18 protein-coding genes are annotated in these 14,232 nt (G+C 63.7%); 4 read left to right on the top strand and 14 right to left on the bottom strand.

The features are described 5' to 3' along the window. Positions 1–31 precede the first annotated feature (31 nt). Positions 32–619 (bottom strand): polysaccharide deacetylase family protein, encoded by a 588-nt coding sequence (locus M1D32_RS16935; protein WP_458782220.1) that lies wholly within the window; start codon positions 617–619, stop codon positions 32–34. A 726-nt stretch (positions 620–1,345) separates the two neighbouring features. Beyond that, positions 1,346–1,657, bottom strand: coding sequence for a thioredoxin domain-containing protein (locus M1D32_RS16930; protein WP_458779775.1), 312 nt, complete (start codon positions 1,655–1,657; stop codon positions 1,346–1,348). 396 nt (positions 1,658–2,053) lie between these two features. Between M1D32_RS16930 and M1D32_RS16925 the strand changes: the two genes are divergently transcribed. From M1D32_RS16925 to M1D32_RS16915, 3 genes are all read left to right on the top strand, one after another. After that, positions 2,054–2,728 carry a TetR/AcrR family transcriptional regulator gene (locus tag M1D32_RS16925; protein ID WP_458779774.1) on the top strand — a complete coding sequence of 225 codons (675 nt, stop codon included), beginning with the start codon at positions 2,054–2,056 and terminating at the stop codon, positions 2,726–2,728. A gap of 582 nt (positions 2,729–3,310) precedes the next feature. After that, the gene (locus tag M1D32_RS16920) at positions 3,311–3,475 is read left to right on the top strand and encodes a hypothetical protein (protein ID WP_458779773.1); all 165 of its coding nucleotides are present in this window, start codon (positions 3,311–3,313) and stop codon (positions 3,473–3,475) included. A gap of 118 nt (positions 3,476–3,593) precedes the next feature. Then, positions 3,594–4,178 carry a hypothetical protein gene (locus tag M1D32_RS16915; protein WP_458779772.1) on the top strand — a complete coding sequence of 195 codons (585 nt, stop codon included), beginning with the start codon at positions 3,594–3,596 and terminating at the stop codon, positions 4,176–4,178. 113 nt (positions 4,179–4,291) lie between these two features. On the opposite strand, the gene M1D32_RS16910 is transcribed toward M1D32_RS16915, so the two are convergent. The 10 genes from M1D32_RS16910 to M1D32_RS16865 all read right to left on the bottom strand — a co-directional run bounded on the left by M1D32_RS16910 (position 4,292) and on the right by M1D32_RS16865 (position 12,595). After that, a complete protein-coding gene (locus tag M1D32_RS16910; protein ID WP_458779771.1) occupies positions 4,292–5,086 on the bottom strand; it encodes a DUF2382 domain-containing protein in 795 nt (264 codons plus the stop codon). Positions 5,087–5,284: 198 nt separating this feature from the next. Beyond that, positions 5,285–6,364: a YihY/virulence factor BrkB family protein gene (locus M1D32_RS16905; RefSeq protein WP_458779770.1), complete on the bottom strand. Its 1,080-nt coding sequence runs from the start codon at positions 6,362–6,364 to the stop codon at positions 5,285–5,287. Between the two features lie 224 nt (positions 6,365–6,588). Continuing rightward, positions 6,589–6,768 (bottom strand): CsbD family protein, encoded by a 180-nt coding sequence (locus M1D32_RS16900; protein ID WP_458779769.1) that lies wholly within the window; start codon positions 6,766–6,768, stop codon positions 6,589–6,591. A 584-nt stretch (positions 6,769–7,352) separates the two neighbouring features. Next, the gene (locus tag M1D32_RS16895) at positions 7,353–8,162 is read right to left on the bottom strand and encodes a DUF2382 domain-containing protein (RefSeq protein WP_458779768.1); all 810 of its coding nucleotides are present in this window, start codon (positions 8,160–8,162) and stop codon (positions 7,353–7,355) included. A gap of 84 nt (positions 8,163–8,246) precedes the next feature. Further along, entirely contained in the window at positions 8,247–8,708 is a 462-nt protein-coding gene (locus tag M1D32_RS16890) for a DUF4383 domain-containing protein (protein WP_458779767.1), read from the bottom strand. Between the two features lie 100 nt (positions 8,709–8,808). Beyond that, positions 8,809–9,246 carry a MarR family winged helix-turn-helix transcriptional regulator gene (locus tag M1D32_RS16885; protein WP_458779766.1) on the bottom strand — a complete coding sequence of 146 codons (438 nt, stop codon included), beginning with the start codon at positions 9,244–9,246 and terminating at the stop codon, positions 8,809–8,811. A 92-nt stretch (positions 9,247–9,338) separates the two neighbouring features. Next, a complete protein-coding gene (locus M1D32_RS16880; protein WP_458779765.1) occupies positions 9,339–10,031 on the bottom strand; it encodes a DUF3618 domain-containing protein in 693 nt (230 codons plus the stop codon). After that, positions 10,028–10,459: a phage holin family protein gene (locus M1D32_RS16875; RefSeq protein ID WP_458779764.1), complete on the bottom strand. Its 432-nt coding sequence runs from the start codon at positions 10,457–10,459 to the stop codon at positions 10,028–10,030. Before M1D32_RS16875 ends, M1D32_RS16880 begins: the two co-directional genes overlap by 4 nt. Next, complete coding sequence (locus M1D32_RS16870) at positions 10,456–11,277, bottom strand: hypothetical protein (RefSeq protein WP_458779763.1); 822 nt, start codon at positions 11,275–11,277, stop codon at positions 10,456–10,458. The genes M1D32_RS16875 and M1D32_RS16870 overlap by 4 nt, the downstream gene beginning before the upstream one ends. 922 nt (positions 11,278–12,199) lie before the next feature. After that, entirely contained in the window at positions 12,200–12,595 is a 396-nt protein-coding gene (locus tag M1D32_RS16865) for an Hpt domain-containing protein (RefSeq protein ID WP_458779762.1), read from the bottom strand. A gap of 300 nt (positions 12,596–12,895) precedes the next feature. Here M1D32_RS16865 and M1D32_RS16860 point away from each other — a divergent pair, with 300 nt between their 5' ends. Further along, positions 12,896–13,033 (top strand): Lsr2 family DNA-binding protein, encoded by a 138-nt coding sequence (locus M1D32_RS16860; RefSeq protein ID WP_458782219.1) that lies wholly within the window; start codon positions 12,896–12,898, stop codon positions 13,031–13,033. Positions 13,034–13,210: 177 nt separating this feature from the next. On the opposite strand, the gene M1D32_RS16855 is transcribed toward M1D32_RS16860, so the two are convergent. Together M1D32_RS16855 and M1D32_RS16850 are read right to left on the bottom strand one after the other, a co-directional pair. Then, a complete protein-coding gene (locus tag M1D32_RS16855; RefSeq protein ID WP_458779761.1) occupies positions 13,211–13,660 on the bottom strand; it encodes an SRPBCC family protein in 450 nt (149 codons plus the stop codon). 33 nt (positions 13,661–13,693) lie between these two features. Beyond that, on the bottom strand, positions 13,694–13,897 hold the full coding sequence (locus M1D32_RS16850; RefSeq protein WP_458782218.1) for a cold-shock protein: 204 nt from the start codon (positions 13,895–13,897) through the stop codon (positions 13,694–13,696). Between the last annotated feature and the right edge of the window lie 335 nt (positions 13,898–14,232).

Genomic DNA, 14,232 nt, shown 5'->3' with positions numbered 1-14,232 from the left:
CCCGGCCTGCCCGGAATGGTTTCTAGACGGGTTAGGGCAGGGCGGCGCCAAGGGTGGTGAACGTATAGCCCTTATCCAGCAGGGCCGGGATCGCTGTCGAGAGTCCGGCTGCCGTGCCGGAGCCGGGATGGTTTCCGTGGGAGATAATGATGTCGCCAGGCAGGGCGTTGGCGGATTCGGCCGCGACCACTGATGCCGGGTGGGTCGCCCCGGCGTCGGCGTTGATGCTGAACCCGGTCGGGACCACACCCAGGGCCAGCGAGATTTCTGCCGCGACGTCGTCCAGGTAAGCGGTGCCGGGACGGAAGAAGCGCGGGTGCTTACCGGTGATTTCCGTCAGGAGGCTGTCGTTGGACATGATCTCCTCATAAACCTGGCTGCTGCTTTGCGTTCCAGCGATCCCGTAGGCGGAGTTACCGTCCACGCTCAGCGGTGCGTGGCGGGTTCCGTGGTTGGCCAGTTCGAAGAGGGGCTCGGCCGCGAGCTCCTGTGTCAGGGCCCGGTTGTGGTGGATCCATCGGGCGTTCAGGAACAGGGTGGCCGGGATCCCGAGGCGTTTCAGCGTGTCCAGGGCTGCGTGATCGGTTCCGCTGCCTCCAGGGCCGCCGCAAAAGTCCATCGTCAACGCGATCCCTGCGGCAGGCTCTGGCAGGACCTGGAGGACGTTCGGCGCCTGCAGACCCCAATAGGAAGGACGACGCCCAGAGAACTGGGCAACGATCTGCTCCCGCGACGGGACCATCGGCGTTGGCGCGGGAGCCAGCGGGGCAGGTCCTAAATCAGGAGGAACAGGTGCAGCGGTTAACGGCGCCGGCACCGGCGGAGCTGTCCCCGGCTCCGGCGCCGAGGGTAACGGCCCCATGACCTCGCCAGAGGTGCATCCGGCGAGCAGCAATGCCGACGCTGACAGGAGGAACATCCGACGATGCGGATCATTGACCTTTTGATGCATGACGAGTTCGTCTCCCAACCGATTTCGCTGCCTTTTAGTCAGGCAAACCGGCCGCGCCGGCCCGCCTCATAGCAACCGTACATTTTGTACCGAAAGTTACGCTGCGACGGCGGAGTGTGGCGGGAGTTTTGGAACAACTGAAGGAACGGCAAGATGGCGCGGGGTCCACGGTTCAGGGGTCGGTGCGTGGGTGTGCGGCACCAGGAGCATTTCCGGTCCGAAGGAAATGCAAAAACCCGCCGCTCACGACGTCTCTTCCGGGTAGCAGAGGGGAAAACCATATTGGACGAGATCGAACGAAGTCGGAAAGGATGGATTCGTCAGGCAGCCAGTCCTGGCGCCTTCCTCACCGGGAAGGCAGGAGCCAAAGGAATTGGGGATCCTTCTGTGCGCTTATGGCGGTGAAGAGGCCGAACGCAGTGCGGACCGGATTTCATCCTTTGTGGGCAGGAGGGCCAGTCCGACGACGCGTGGGTACACCCGGCATGCCAGGGCCGGGGGCGCTGTTGAAGGGAACAGGTCGCGGCCGCCGGCAATGAAGGACGGTGAGCCGTGAAAGTCCAGTTCCTTGGCTTGCTCCTCACTCGTCAGTTCCACCACGCGAATCTCCTCATCGGCTCCTTCGGCGTCCAGCGCCGTGCGGAACAGCACAAGGGCCCGGGCGCTACTAGGACAGCCCGGAATGATCCGCAGTTCGTAATGCATGGCTCAGTATTTCAGCTGGCCTAGGTTGTACCGTCTGTCTTGGTCGCATTGCATTTCAGGCTGCTTGTCCGCGGCTTTGGAAACGACAGAGGGGGATCTTCCTCCGTCCAGCTTCTTCTGGTGAATCCACTTAGGGGTTGCTTGAGGGGAGACAGCGGAGGCCTGTCAGGAGTGCCAATTACAGTGCCAGGCCAGTCACGTATATGAGGTAGTAGCCGTTGGTGGTCGGCAGTGAATACCTGCACGGTCAGCCAGGCCACAAGGGCCGCTGATTGCGTAACGGCCTGACGGAGAGCCCACCCATCTCGGTTTATCAGCACTTGAAATAGACAAGGTGAATCAGCTCCACTGCGAATTTCGTGCCGCAAGACAGAAGAGTCTGTATATGATTCCGAGATGGGCGACCTATACGGCCTCTCCGCGGCGGCCCGCCCGCCGGTTGACGCAATGGCGCGTGAACGAATACTCCATACTGCGGCCCGGCTCTTTTATACACGCGGCCTGCGTGCGGTGGGTGTCGACGAGATCATTGCAAAGTCAGGCACCGCGAAGGCCACGTTCTATCGCCACTTTCCTGCCAAGAACGACCTCATTTTGGCCTATCTGGACGTGGCCGACCAGGTCTGGACCCGCCAGCTGCACGCCGCGGCCGGGGCCGCCGGGCCCGATCCGGGGCATCAGCTCGTGGGGCTGTTTGATGCCCTGGATTCCGTTATCGGACACGAGAGTTTCCGGGGTTGTGCTTTTATCAACGCCGCGGCTGAAGCCGCACCGGGAACGCCCACCCATGACCGCGCCATGGAGCACAAACGCCAGGTCCTGGGATGGATCACCGATCTTGCCCGTCGCGCTGGTGCCCAAGAGCCGGATCGGCTTGCCCGGACCCTGACGTTGCTGCTGGACGGCGCGCTGGCCAGCGGAGCACAAGAGGACGGTGTGGCCGCGACCGCGCGGCAAGCGGCACGGCTCCTGGTCCGGGTCAGCGTCCAACTGCACCAAAGTGCCTATACCTGGAAGATTTCATCGTGGATCCGCTGTGACGGCCCCAACCAGGTCCACCGAGAAGCCTAAAGGCCGGAGTGCTGTTGCAGGGTGTGGCCTGTAAAACGGGAAATTGGGCTTGCTCTTGGTCATTTAATGACCTGCGATCCTTGGAGGCTTTTACCCGCCGACTTTCCTGATGCTCAATTTGCGTCGTCGCACCGGGGTCTGCCCCGTTACCGGGCGGACGCGGCGCCAAGGCCTGCGGTGACGGTTGCTGCCGGGATCAGCGGGAGGGGAAGCCGACGCTACGAGGGATGAGCCGTTTCTGCGGCGCCGCAGCCGCAGGAGTACGAATACCGTCGAGCCCACCCAGGCGAAAGCCGCACCGAAAATCAAGAGCACCGCCGGGATCCCATCCATGCTCAAGTTTAGGCGCGAGACCGTCAACATGCCTTACTCGTTTCCCGGCCTGCTAACCACTCGATTGCCGCGATACGAGCGGCGAATGCCTGCTCCCGAAATCATGGCCGCCAGGCGCACCAATGATTACCTGCGTCGTGCACTACAAGCCTTCGCCGTGCAGCCTGTATAGGGCTGGTTGACCGTCGCGGTGGGCAGAATCATGGATATTTCCTGCCGGGTGAGGGTGCCGGCGATTAGGCACTTGCCTTGTTTACCTTTCTGTCGCTGGCTGCCTATGAGCAGTACCGCCGGCTCTTTGGAGTGGATCCTGACTTCATCGCATCCTTGACGCTTCCGGGTGTGAGCCGGTATGACCGGACCTTCATGCGTCCACTTCTGCCGGATGACCTGCACCCTGCCGGGACCCACTAGGAAAAGGGGCTCCCAAGGATGCCCGTCCCCGGCCGCTGCCCCCCTTTCACGCCTGATTGAAAGCGGGGGGTTTTAATCGGGATTTCCCTGTTCCGGGATGGGTTTAGGGGTCGTAGGCTTGGCTGACACTTCGTCCACTTTTCGGGAGGTAGCCGTGTACACGTCAAAGCGCACACCGGACCGCATGGACCGTTCCGCCAGGGCCCGCCGTCTTCAGGGAAACCTGGCATCGCGGGCGGGGCGGGGGAAGGAGTGGGCCACCCCCGGGGTGGTGGCAGCGTTGCAGCGGGCGGTGTCCGGCCTGGACACGGGCCGGGAGGCGGCCTCGCCCCGGGCTCAGGCCCGGTTGCGGCGATTGGCCGGGAACCTGGGGGTTGGGGTGGACCGGGTGAGGCCCCCGCTGCAGGGACTGGGCCGGGTTGCACCTGAGGCACCCCGCAAGGCCCGCGTCGTTGTTGTCCCGCCGGTAGAACAGGTGAGCCAGGGTCAACGGAGAATGTGGTTGGTGCTGGGTGCGGTGGCCGCCCTCGCAACCGCCGGGGTTGCTCTCCGGGGGCTCCTCGCGGGCACCGGCGAGCAAGCGGCCCAGGCAACCGAGCCGGTTGCAGGGGACAGTGCCGGGGAGCTCGGCCAGGGGAGCGCCGGTGTGCCTGCCCCGAGCACGCTCGCGTCCGGGGCCTCGGTAGAGGATGCCCACCCCTGACCCCTGTCCGCTGAATTTTCCGCACGGTGACCCGTCCGCGCTTTCGCCTGGCGGGTTGTTCGGCGGGGTCCGCTGCAGTGGACCCCGCCGATAGTGTTCCTGGACCGGTTGGGTTAGCGGCGGGTCTGGCCGGTGTCGCCCGTGGTGTCGGTGTCGATGTTTTCCTTGCGGACTTCCTCGTCGACGGTGACCTCGTCGGTGACGGTGTCTTTGTCCAGGCGGACGCGTTCGACCGGGACGGTCTCCTTTTCCACGACGGGGCGTTCTTCGTGGAGGGTGACCTCGTGTTCGTCTTCGGTCAGGTCCGGCCCGGACATGGCCGCGTCACGGTTGGCCTCGGTGATGGGTTCGCGTTCGAGCCGGGCTTCTTCGCGCTGCACGGGCACGGTTTGGGTGACGTTTTCGGTGGTGACGTACTTGCGCAGCCTGGCCCGGCCGGCTTCCTGCTTCTCGGTGCCGACGTTCACTCGCTCTTCTGAGCGGGTCATCGCATCATCGGTCCCGGTCCGGGAGGTGTCGCCTCCTGTGCCGGTGGTTTCGTAGGTGTCTGTCCGCCGGGTGGTGTCAGTGTCGGTGTAGGTGGTGCCCCTGCCGGTAAGTCCGTAGTGAGTGTAGAGGCGGTCTTCTTCGGAAGGTTCCAGGTGTCCGTCCTCGGCGACGCGGGGGGCGTCCTTGACCTGGTCTTTGGTGTAGGGGACGACGATGTCGTTGCCTTCCTTTCGTGCCTCTTCCAAAGGTACGAAGGATTCGGAGGTTCCAAACAGCCCGGTTTTGACCGTAACCCAGGACGGGTTGCCGCTGTCGTCATCGACGTAGACCTGGCCGATGGAACCGATCTTGTCCCCGTCACCAGCTACGACGTTCCCGCCGGCGTTGAGGACACTGTCAATGTTTTCCCTGCTGAACATGGCTGGTTTCTCCTTGCTTGATTGATTCGGGTGTTTCTGATTTCGGTGGGAGTGGCCTTGCTGGGCCACCTTGGGGAACCGGGCCCTGTGGCAAGTGAACTGGCCGCCATAACCGGGCATCCCCTGCCCGGCTGCGGCGGAGATTCGGCGCTCATCGTCCCGGGTTCTTGCGGGGCTGGTTTGGTCCTTGTCCCGTCACTATCGCTGTCCCGAGTCCTGGCCTGGCTGCTGCTCGCGGAGTTCACGCCCGCGCCGGATTTCTTCCTCCTCCTGCTTTTGGATTTTGTCGCTCTTCTTCGTGTCGCGCGGGGGCAGTTGGATGGTTTCCTCCGCTTTGATGCCTGCCTGGAGCTGCCGGCCGCGCTCCATCTCGGCGTCGACCTCGGCACCAAACAGCAAAGACATGTTCAGGAGCCAGAGCCACAGGAGCATCACGATCACGCCGCCGATTGCCCCGTAGGTCTTGTTGTAGTTGCCGAAGTTGGCCACGTAGAAGGCAAATCCCAGTGAAGCGAGCACGAAGATCAGCAGAGCGATGAAGGAGCCGACGCTCATCCAGTGGATCTTGGGCTGCCGGACGTTGGGGGTGGCGTAGTAGAGGATTGCGATGATCACAATGACGAGCAAGACGATGACCGGCCATTTGGTGATGTTCCAGATGGTAAGGAACAGCCCGCCGAGTCCGAGAACCCCGCCCACGGCTTCGGCCACCGGTCCGCTGAGTACCAGCATTGCCGCGAGCAGTGCCACGATGACCACGGACAGCAGGGTCACGCCGAGCATGGTCCCGCGCAGCTTGATGAAGCCGCGGCCTTCGTCGATTTCGTAGACGCGGTTCATGGCCCGGCCGAACCCGTTCACATAGCCGGAAGCGGACCACAGGGCGGTCGCGAGGCCTATGATCAGGGTGAAGCCGGCTGCCGGGGAATTGGTCAGTTCCTCGATGGGGCCGCGGACCGCGTCCATGGCGGTGCCAGGTGCGATGCCCTGCACGATCTCCAGGAGCGCGCCGGTAGTTTTTTCCGGCTGGCCGAAGATCCCCAGGAGCGAAACCAAAGCGAGCAATGCCGGGAACATCGACAGGACACCGTAGTAGGTCAGGCCGGCGGCGAGGTCGGGGCACTGATCGCGGCTGAACTCCCGGAACGCCTTCTTGGCAATGTACATCCAGGACGGCTTGGACAAATCAGTGGGGCTGTCAGGCTTGCGTTCATCATCCGCCGCCGGCGCTGTGGACGCCTTCGCCGTGCTGGTATCGGGGGCTTCATTCGTGGCCATGGGACATCCTCCAATGGATTAATGCCAGCGGGCCCACTTCCCGTCCGGGGAGCGCATCCGCTGTCGCCACGCAGGTTTAGTGGGAACCGGTAGGGACCGTGCTTCCGGCAGCGGAGGACGGGCCCGCTGGTCGCACGCCGTGGCTCGGCCCTTTGTGCGGCATGCTGTAAGCCGCGGCGCGGACCGGTTCCGCCGTTTCGTTCCGGAAGCCGGTGTCCTGGTTCCTAGTCCTTTTTCTTGAAGACGTCCTTGATTTTCTCGCCGGCCTGCTTCAGATCAGACGTCGCCTGATCGGACTTGCCTTCGGCCTTCAGACGGTCATCGCCGCTGGCTTCCCCAGCAGTTGCCTTGCCCTTGCCGCCCAGCTTTTCAGCCGCATTGCGGGCCTTATCTCCCAAACCCATGGTGTTATCCCTTCGGTCGGACCCCCCGCGCGGGGAACCCGCGCGAGGCTGGCACTTCCATCGTAGCCACCCACCTGCCGGAGCGGACCAGTGCCGGCGCGGTAATTTCCAAGAACACGATCAAGGGCAACTTAAAGGCTGGAGACGCCCGGGGAGGAGAGGATGATCCCGCTGATGTTCATGGTTCTCGGATTTTGATTCCCGGTCCATGCCGCGGCGGGCCTACGAATCTCAGGGGGCTCCCGCTGTGGGTCCCGTTTACTGCACAGGGCAGGATGCACTACCCGCTGATGGTCCGCCTCGGGGGCGCGGGAGCAGCTGCCGGGCAAGAGCGGATGCCACCGCGGGGCTCCTATGCTTCCGGGGTAAACACTGCGCGATGAGGACCTTCTCTGCAGGCGGGCAGGTCGTAAGTGATTTCGGTGCTCATGCCCTCGGCGATGAAGGTGGAGCTGGATTCGGACAGGACCGCTCCGTACCTCGAATCTGGAACAGCCGAAAAAGCGGGCAGTCCGCCCTCCAGTGGTGGAGGGCGGACCACCCGCAGTGTTCAGCCGGGCCCGGAGGTCCCGGCGGGGTGGGTCTTAGCGGTTGGTGCGGCCGTCGTCGTCGAGTTCGATGTTTTCCTTGCGGACTTCCTCGTTGACGGTGTGCTCTTCGGTCACGGTTTCCTTGTCGAGGCGGACGCGTTCGACGGGGACGGTTTCTTTTTCCACGACGGGGCGTTCCTCGTGGAGGATCACTTCGTGCTCTTCTTCGCTGATCGCGGGACCGTCCAGGGCGGCGCCACGGTTGGCGTCTGTGATGGGTTCGCGTTCGAGGCGGACCTCTTCACGCTGGACCGGGACGGTCTTGGTGACGTTCTCGGTCACAACGTACTTGCGCAGCCGTGCCCGGCCGGCGGCCTGCTTTTCGGTGCCGACGTGGAGCTGCTCTTCGGAGCGGGTCATCGCGTCATCGGTGGTCGGACCGGAGGTGTCACGGCCAACGGTTCCCTGTGCCGAAGCGTCGTCGGTGGTGTCCCGGTCGGTGGTGGTCCGGTCCGTGCCGGCTGCCGTGCCGGTGTAGGCAGCGCCGCCGGAGCGTTCGTAGTAGGTGTAGAGCTGGTCTTCTTCTTCGGGTTCCAGGTGGCCGTCAGGGGCGACGCGGGGTGCGTCCTTGACCTTGTCCTTGGTGTAGGGGACGACGATGTCGTTGCCGTCCTGGGTAGCGGCGTCCAGCGGGACGAAGGACTCTGAGGTCCCGAAAAGCCCGGTCTTGACGGTGACCCAGGTGGGTTCCGAGGTGTCGTCGTCGGCGTAGATCTGTCCGATGGACCCGATTTTGGTTCCGTCGGAGCCGATGACGTTGCCGCCACCGGTGGCGAGTGCAGAAAGGTTTTCAGTGCTGAGCATGGTGTTTTTCCTTTTCGTGCTGGATGGAACGGTATTTTTTGGGGGGTAAGTCCGGGGGATTCTTTGGAATCTTCCCAGGCGGGGTTAGTGGCGTGCCGCACCGTCGGTGCCTGTGGTGCTGCAGGAGAGCAGGATGGCCAGGGCGATCATGCCGATGCCCAGGACGAAGTGCAGCCAGTTGTCCGCGGTGTTGACGGGCACGAAGTTGGCGGGGGTGTCATGACCGATGATGGTTCCGTAGAGCCAGAGGATGAGGTAGATAACACCGCCGTAGAGCAGATAGCGGCGGGCCTGTGTGTTGGTGCCGGACATCAGGATGCCCGCGACGCCGAAGAGCAGGTGCACGATGTTGTGCAGGATCGAGACCTGGAAGATCCCCAGCAGGAGCGCTTCAGAGCCGTGTCCGGCGAAGGAGAGGGCTTCGTAATTACTGGTGATGCCGGGGATGAACCCGAGCACTCCGACGAGCAGGAAGACCGCCCCTACTGCCTGGGCTGCTTTTTGAAGGGTTGTTTTGGGTCCGGCAGTTCGGTTCGTTGTAACCATATGGGTGCTCCTGCTCCGTTCAGATGTGTCTTTCGCGGTTCCTGCCGGTGGCCGGCGACTGGGGCGGGCTGTGCTGGCCGGTCGCCGGCCGGATGCCGTGTCATGGTGTGTTGGGCTCGGCGTTCCTGAGATCGCGGATGTGTTCCTCCAGCTGGCGGCGGAACAGCGCCTCCTCTGCTCCTTCAGCTTCCGTCCCCTCACGGATGAGGTCCTCAGCGGCAGAAAGGACGTGATGTCCTTCCGGAGTGAGGCGGATGTCCGCGCTCCTGCCGTCCCTGGCCGGTTCCTTGGTCAGTAACCCCAGGCTTTGAAGCCGCCGGATGACTTTGCCCATGCTTTGTCTGCTCACGCAGAGCGTTGCCGCGAGATCGGTGACTGTAGTGGGTTCAAGGGCTGCCGTTGTCTCCAGCGCGTCCAGCGCTCCGGTGGTCAGTTTGAGCGTGGCCAGCCGCCGGTTAAGCCGGCGTTCCATGAGTCGGGCTGCGATGCTGACGAGCTGGTGGGTGGCCCACTGGTCCGGGCCCGGACCTGATGTCATGTGCCGGGGCCCGCCCGGAAGTGGTCGGTGGTCCAGGTCCGGAGCCGGCCCCGCGGGGTCGCGGGGCCGCTTCGGGACCCTGTCCTGGCCACTCACGTGTTCTGGACGTTGTCCTTGGCGTCTGCGGCGCGGTCTTTGACGTCGGTGACGGCGCCTTGGCCTTCGGCTTTGACATTCTGCGCAGCGTCGGTGGCGGTGGACTTGACGTTGTCCATCGCTTCCTGGGCCGGTTCCTTCAGGTCCTGGACCACATCCTTGGCAGCCTCGCTGACCTTGCCGGCCAGCGGCTCGGCTGCGGTTTTGAGCTGCTGGGCCGCTTCGCGTTCCTTGGTGCTGGCCGGGATCAGGGACGAGATAAGCATCCCGGCGCCGAACGCGATCAGGCCCGCTGCCAAGGGATTGCCTTGGGCCTGAGCTTTCACCTGTGCCGGCGCGTGGGAGATTGCGGTCCCGGCATCGGAGAGTTTGGCCGTGACGGTGTCCTTGGCCCCGTGCAAGCTTTCCCCGGTGGAGTGCAGGGCGCCGGTGCTGCTGGTACCCGAGGAGACCTTGTCCTGAACAGTGGATACTTTGTCCTGGACTGTGGACGTGGCGGAATCCGCGACTCCCATCACCTTCTCCCGGACCCCGGTCACGGCGTCCTTGACGCTGCCCTTGACCTTATCGGTCTGGCGCTGCACGACATTGGCCGGGGTGACCTTGTCGGCGACTGCGTCAACGTTAGTGCCCAGGCGTGCACGGGTCTCTTCTATTTCCTGACGGATTGCATCCGGGTTATCGCTCATGGGTTTACCTCACCTGGTTTCAGAGTTGGGGGAATCTCGGAAAGTGTTTCGCCGGTCTGGGGCAGGCCCTTGATTTGTTTGAGTTCCTTGCGGCCGATCGAGGCCAGGACCGCGGCGATGATGCCCCAGATCACGGCGACAATCACGGCGGCCAAGCCCAGCGGCATCAGCGCACCGAGGGCGAACATCAGCGCCAGGGACAGGAACAGCAGGACGAAGTGCCCGGCCACGCCGGCGCCGGCGAGCATGCCCGCACCCTTGCCAGCCTTCGTAGCCGATTGCTTGGCCTCTGCCTTGGCGAGTTCCACTTCCTGGCGCATCAGCGTGGACAGGTCGCGGGTGACATCACCGAGCAGGTCACCGAGGGAGGTGTTGTCCGCCTTGAGGTGCGCTTCGCTCGGGGGAGGCTCCGGAATAGAACTGCTCACAGGTGGCGTCCTTCCTTTGACTGGTAGGGGTCATCCTCAAACCGCAAGGGAGTGTCTTCGGTGTCTTCGGCTGTGCCCGAGGGCAGGGCCGAGGTAGATGCCGGAGCGCCGGCTACGACGGGTTCTTCGTAGAGATCGGTGGCGCTGCCGGAAGCAAGCACGGCCTCGGTCCGGACCGGGGCTCCCACCGTCCGCGGGCTCTGCCCTGAAGTGAGGGTCTGCGGGGCAGAGGAACCCTGGGATGCCGGGGCTCCTGCCTGGAGGCCGCGGCCGAGCCGGCCCACGAGGATGCCAGCCCCTGCTGCCAGCAACAGGAAGGTCCCGGGGCGGTTGCGGGCGAACCTTTGGACGTCGCCGAGCAGGTCGCCGGGCTCCTTGTTCTCGATCCACGAAGCCACGGATTCGCTGCGCTGGGCCGCCTGACGGATCAGGTCACTCGCGATGCCCTGCTGCTCGGGCGCCTCGGCCATGGTCTGCAGCTGGCTGGAAAGCGTCCGGATACCCTCGGCAGCCTTCTGCTGCTGGCTTCCCGCCTGGCTGGACAGGCCCGACTTCGCCTGGGATAGGAGATCCTTCGCGCTGGACTTCGCCTCGGAGGCGACGTTGGAGACCTCTTCCTTCGCGGTCTGGGCAACGCCCTGTGCGGCGCCGGCGGCATGTCCGGCGACGTTCGATGCTTCTTCCTTCACGGCCTGCTTCCGGGAGCCGGGGCCGTCCTCGGATGCCGGGGCAGCGGCCGGGGTTGTTCCCACCGTCATGATCTCGGTGTCCTGCGAGGAGGACCCCGAAACGTTGGTCCACTGATTTTCAGTCATCATTGCTCTCTTTCCGTCAGGTCAGTTGCCGTTGATGCGCATCAGCACTGACGCAATAGTAAGCATGTTTACTAATAAATAGTAAGTACCCTTGCTAATTGGTTTTGGGATGGCAACCGTCGTACTGTGAGTGACACTCCGCGAAGGTGCCCCGCCGCCCCGCTGCCGTGGCACGGACGTGTGGCGGCCTGACTTTTCCCATTGAAAGGACGCCGGACGGTGCCGGCCGAAAGCGACAAGCTGCAACCAGTGAAACCAGCGCCGAGGACCGTGGCGCTTCGCGGGTTGCGGCGGGGTCTGATCCCGAGGATCGTCACGACCGGCTCCCTGACCTCGCACGTGCATTCGCTGGCTGGTTCCCCGGACGCTGCGGGTCCGGTTTTTGTGCTGCTGCACGGCATCGGGGCGTCCCACCGCTACTTCCGCGGGCTCCAAAACGTTAGTCGGAAATTCAGGCCAAGCTCGCCGCCTACAAGGAATAAATCACCGCCATCATCAAGGCCGACCCCAGCGCGACACGGAATTCCAGTTCGCCGGTAACGTCCTCCGAGACTCCCGCCCCCACGGGAACGAACGCGCCAACCGACACGCCCGTCGCGCCCGCATCCCAGGCGCCCACGGAGGGGCACCAGCCCCGGCACCGATCCAAGTGCCACCCGCTCCGGCAACCCAGCCTGCAGCGGGCGACCCACCGCCGTCATATCCCGTTGAGACGTCGGCGCCAACGGCGGATACCGGGGGCACGGCCCCCGCCATGGAGCCCATACCCACCGCAAACCTCAGCTAGGAAGCCACACGGTGTCCATTGAACAAGGGAGGCTCCGGGCATCGGCTGGAACTGACCATGTCATGGCATGGGTCCTGGACGTGAAGAAGCGCGTCGGGGTCCTTCATCAAGTGGGACGGTGGGCTAACGAGTTTCTGCCTATTTGTGGAGGAGCGCCTCCAGAAGGTGCCTCGTCTGCTCGGCGCATTGCTTTATCGGTCTGAGGTGGTCTGCCGCGAGTCGAGGCAGGGCGCCGCCGGAATCTGCCCTGGCCTCGGCGCGTAGTTTCACTTCCAGTTCAAGGGCAAGGCCTGCTAGTCGTTCCGCTCCCATCATCTGGCTGGAGGTCTTCAGGCTCAAGACTGCGTCCATGGCCCCAGCCGGGTCTCCGGTGGTCAGGGTGAGGCGTATTTGTTGGACCCTGGGCTGCAGCTGGGCCAGGAAGTTCTGAACAAATACTTTCCAAATAGCTTCATCCTGGTCGAGGTCTGCCCGCAGCGTTTCCAGCACGGCCGGGTCAAGGAGCGGCAAAGCGTGGCCGTCGGTTGGCGTCATGATAAAGGCTCTGGTGCGGCCGCAAACGGGGTCGATGACTGCCGGCGGGACGACGCTGTGCCGCTACCTTTGCCACCGACCCCGGGCTTGTGGTGCCTCCGGCGCTCACTCAGTTTCGTACCCATAACCTGCCCCCCTGACAGACAAACGCAACGAAAAAGGCACCCTCGCGGGCCTTCATCCGACGCTAAGGGGCGCGGAGGAAGGAAAGCACGAGTACTGAGTACTCGACTTTTCCGTCGGACACATCCCGTTGAGACCACCGCAACCAGGGGGCCGGCCCATGAAAGCTAGGACGACCTGCGGTCATCCAGGAGCAGCGGCCCCACCAACACCCAGGTCCGGGCATGGGCACAGGAACAGGAACAGGCAATCAAGGTCAACCACCGAGGCCCGGCCGGAACGGAAATCCTGGCCCAGTACGAGGCAGCCCACTAGCCACCCGCAGTACCTGAGGCAGCTGCGTGGTCCGGTTTAGGGACGGGGTTCGCAGGATGTGTCCGGGCCGAAGCGCAGTCAGTTCGGCAGAGCATCCGTGAAAGCCTCGCCGACAGTCAATGGTTTCCATCGCAGGGGATACCCGGGGGCAACGCCTGCATTCCAACCTGGTTGGCTCTAATGGACCTCTCCGCGCCAAGCGCCGGTTTCGGTACCCCTGGCCTCAATGAATTCCTTGAAGCGGCGCAAGTCCGCCCTGACCTGCATGTTGTCGAACCCGAGCGCGGCCCCGGCCTTCTCCGTGAAGCTTTCCGGTGCCCATTCAAAGCGAACCCAGACTCGCGTCGCTCCGGTTTGTAGCGGTGTGAAAGTCACGGCGCCGGCGTGCGCCTGTCCGTCGGTGCTGCGCCAGGCAATCCGCTCATCGGGACGTTGTTCGATGATTTCAGTGTCGAATTCCCGTCTGGCTCCGCCGATGTTTACCACCCAGTGGTTCGTCCGGTCAGTGAGTTGGACTACGGAGTCCACCCCGGACATGAAATTGGGGAAGGACTCGAACTGCGTCCACTGATCATAGGCGGTCCGCACTGGGACCTCGACGTCGATGGTTTCTTCCACTGTTTGCATCTCGGTATGTCGCTCTGCCGCAGTTAGCTTGATTTAGAGAGGGCGGATGTTTTCCGCCTGGGGACTCTTCTGGCCTTGGACGACGTCGTACTCGACTTTCTGGTTCTCCTCCAGCGAACGGAAGCCGCTGGAAGCAATAGCGGAGTAATGGGCAAACACATCCCCGGACCCGTCATCAGGGGCGATAAAACCGAAGCCCTTTTCCGCGTTAAACCACTTCACCGTGCCTGTTGCCATGCCTGCCACCCCATACGACTTCTTCTTCTCACCGCAAGCACCGGCACACCAGCGGGCGGACATCATGTCCGCTGGTCTCCAACGTAGAGTGGCCTCCCAGCTGGCACAAGAGACACAGCAACGAATCTCACCCGCTATCAGCTGGCTCTGGTCTCGGCCCCTAGCGGCTGGAGGGCATGGTCCAGTGCGTTATGTCGTGACCTCCTACCAACCGGGCCGTAGGGTCGAATTCGAGTTCACGGGTCCTGCGGGCTTAAACGGACGGCACACTTTCACGGCTATCAGGCGTGCAGAGGACGCAACGCTGCTCCGGCACGAGCTGGACATTTGGCCCA

The organism is Arthrobacter sp. D3-16, from assembly GCF_054408515.1.
Note: the sequence above shows the minus strand (reverse complement) of the source record. Positions and strands in the feature narration are given on the sequence as shown.

Coding starts and splice junctions, on each gene's coding strand:
- M1D32_RS16910 (WP_458779771.1), bottom strand. CDS start 5,086: ATGTTCAGCAGGGAAAACATTGACAGTGTCCTCAACGCCGGCGGGAAC.
- M1D32_RS16930 (WP_458779775.1), bottom strand. CDS start 1,657: ATGCATTACGAACTGCGGATCATTCCGGGCTGTCCTAGTAGCGCCCGG.
- M1D32_RS16895 (WP_458779768.1), bottom strand. CDS start 8,162: ATGCTCAGCACTGAAAACCTTTCTGCACTCGCCACCGGTGGCGGCAAC.
- M1D32_RS16850 (WP_458782218.1), bottom strand. CDS start 13,897: ATGGCAACAGGCACGGTGAAGTGGTTTAACGCGGAAAAGGGCTTCGGT.
- M1D32_RS16870 (WP_458779763.1), bottom strand. CDS start 11,277: ATGATGACTGAAAATCAGTGGACCAACGTTTCGGGGTCCTCCTCGCAG.
- M1D32_RS16855 (WP_458779761.1), bottom strand. CDS start 13,660: ATGCAAACAGTGGAAGAAACCATCGACGTCGAGGTCCCAGTGCGGACC.
- M1D32_RS16925 (WP_458779774.1), top strand. CDS start 2,054: ATGGGCGACCTATACGGCCTCTCCGCGGCGGCCCGCCCGCCGGTTGAC.
- M1D32_RS16890 (WP_458779767.1), bottom strand. CDS start 8,708: ATGGTTACAACGAACCGAACTGCCGGACCCAAAACAACCCTTCAAAAA.
- M1D32_RS16935 (WP_458782220.1), bottom strand. CDS start 619: ATGGACTTTTGCGGCGGCCCTGGAGGCAGCGGAACCGATCACGCAGCC.
- M1D32_RS16865 (WP_458779762.1), bottom strand. CDS start 12,595: ATGACGCCAACCGACGGCCACGCTTTGCCGCTCCTTGACCCGGCCGTG.
- M1D32_RS16905 (WP_458779770.1), bottom strand. CDS start 6,364: ATGGCCACGAATGAAGCCCCCGATACCAGCACGGCGAAGGCGTCCACA.
- M1D32_RS16900 (WP_458779769.1), bottom strand. CDS start 6,768: ATGGGTTTGGGAGATAAGGCCCGCAATGCGGCTGAAAAGCTGGGCGGC.
- M1D32_RS16880 (WP_458779765.1), bottom strand. CDS start 10,031: ATGAGCGATAACCCGGATGCAATCCGTCAGGAAATAGAAGAGACCCGT.
- M1D32_RS16885 (WP_458779766.1), bottom strand. CDS start 9,246: ATGACATCAGGTCCGGGCCCGGACCAGTGGGCCACCCACCAGCTCGTC.